This is a genomic window from Microcoleus sp. B3-D7, from assembly GCF_036705305.1.
Lineage (GTDB): Bacteria > Cyanobacteriota > Cyanobacteriia > Cyanobacteriales > Microcoleaceae > Microcoleus.
In genome coordinates this window covers 1-1,151 of record NZ_JAUBUE010000092.1, presented here as the reverse complement: position 1 = coordinate 1,151, position 1,151 = coordinate 1, and the positions used below count along the sequence as shown (strand labels likewise).

The window sequence follows — 1,151 nt, the reverse complement described above, 5'->3', positions numbered from 1 at the left end:
TTGGAAGTACACAGGAACTCCATGTTCGGGAGATAACTGTCCAGGTTGGCAGAAGCTAGACAACAATCCAGCTACCGCCAAAATAAGCAGTAGCATAGGTATATCAGAGTAGAGATTCCAGAGATTGTGTTAGCTAAGCCGGATGTTTGCCAGTCTGGCTTAGTTTGATGATTCTGATGGAAGTCACTGACACAAGAAAGATAGCTTCAGGGATTGCATCGAAACAAAAATATGGCAACTTTTGTTAAATTACTGGATAAGCCTCTTCAAAAACTCATTGATAGCAATAGCCATGTTTAGCAAAATCATGGATATCTGGAGATTCATAGCAAAATTGACTCGTTTAATGAATAAACGACTGTTGCGATCTCTATCATCTTTAATTGGCTTATATATTTTGAGCATCATACTTTCATTACCCCACGCTATCTCTGCTTCTTCACAAGTTGAACATAATGCCAGCATTACTCCACTCACTATTGTTCAGGTAGCCGCCATGACCTTACCAAGCCAAATTTTTAGACGATGGACACATTCTCGCGAAGAAGATCGGGCAGACATCCTTGTGTATCGTCCCAAGGACTACCCGTTTCCACCCGCGCGCGGTCGGGAAGGACTCGAATTCCGCGAGAACGGAGAATTTATTCGCTACCAGATTGGTGCCACGGATAGAAGCTTAGGAGTTCCTGGTCGATGGAGTATTCAGAACACAAATATGGTAGAAGTTCAATTTCCAAATCAATCCGTTTCATCGTATACATTGACAATCCTGGAATGCGATGAGCAGATTCTCAAGGTCAGACAAACAGCAGGGGGTAAGTAGGTAGGCGGGATTAAACCGAATAATGTAACAGTATGTAAATAGGCTTAAGTCAGGCATTAGAGAGCATTTGGAGACTTTACATCGTTTACATAGTTGCGTTTTAAAGCGCCGACTTACTTACAAGTCAGTGAGTACCCTGATAGAATTATGAGAATGAAATGCAATTCGGAACGGATGAGATAGTGGATATAGGTGTTTAGAAAAAGCTAGATCTGAGCCTTTCATCTAACAAACGGATGCACCGGACGGATTGATATTATGTCCGGTCGATTAACCATGATTAAACTTTTGCCTCCGGCCACCAATAGAAATGAGTCAAACCACTGAT

Annotated in this window: 1 protein-coding gene; it reads left to right on the top strand. The window is 42.0% G+C overall.

Annotated elements, in window-relative coordinates; translation table 11 throughout:
- The first annotated feature begins 292 nt into the window (after positions 1-292).
- On the top strand, positions 293-823 hold the full coding sequence (locus QUB25_RS28920; RefSeq protein ID WP_333065126.1) for a hypothetical protein: 531 nt from the start codon (positions 293-295) through the stop codon (positions 821-823).
- Positions 824-1,151: the final 328 nt, after the last annotated feature.

Coding starts and splice junctions, on each gene's coding strand:
- QUB25_RS28920 (WP_333065126.1), top strand. CDS start 293: ATGTTTAGCAAAATCATGGATATCTGGAGATTCATAGCAAAATTGACT.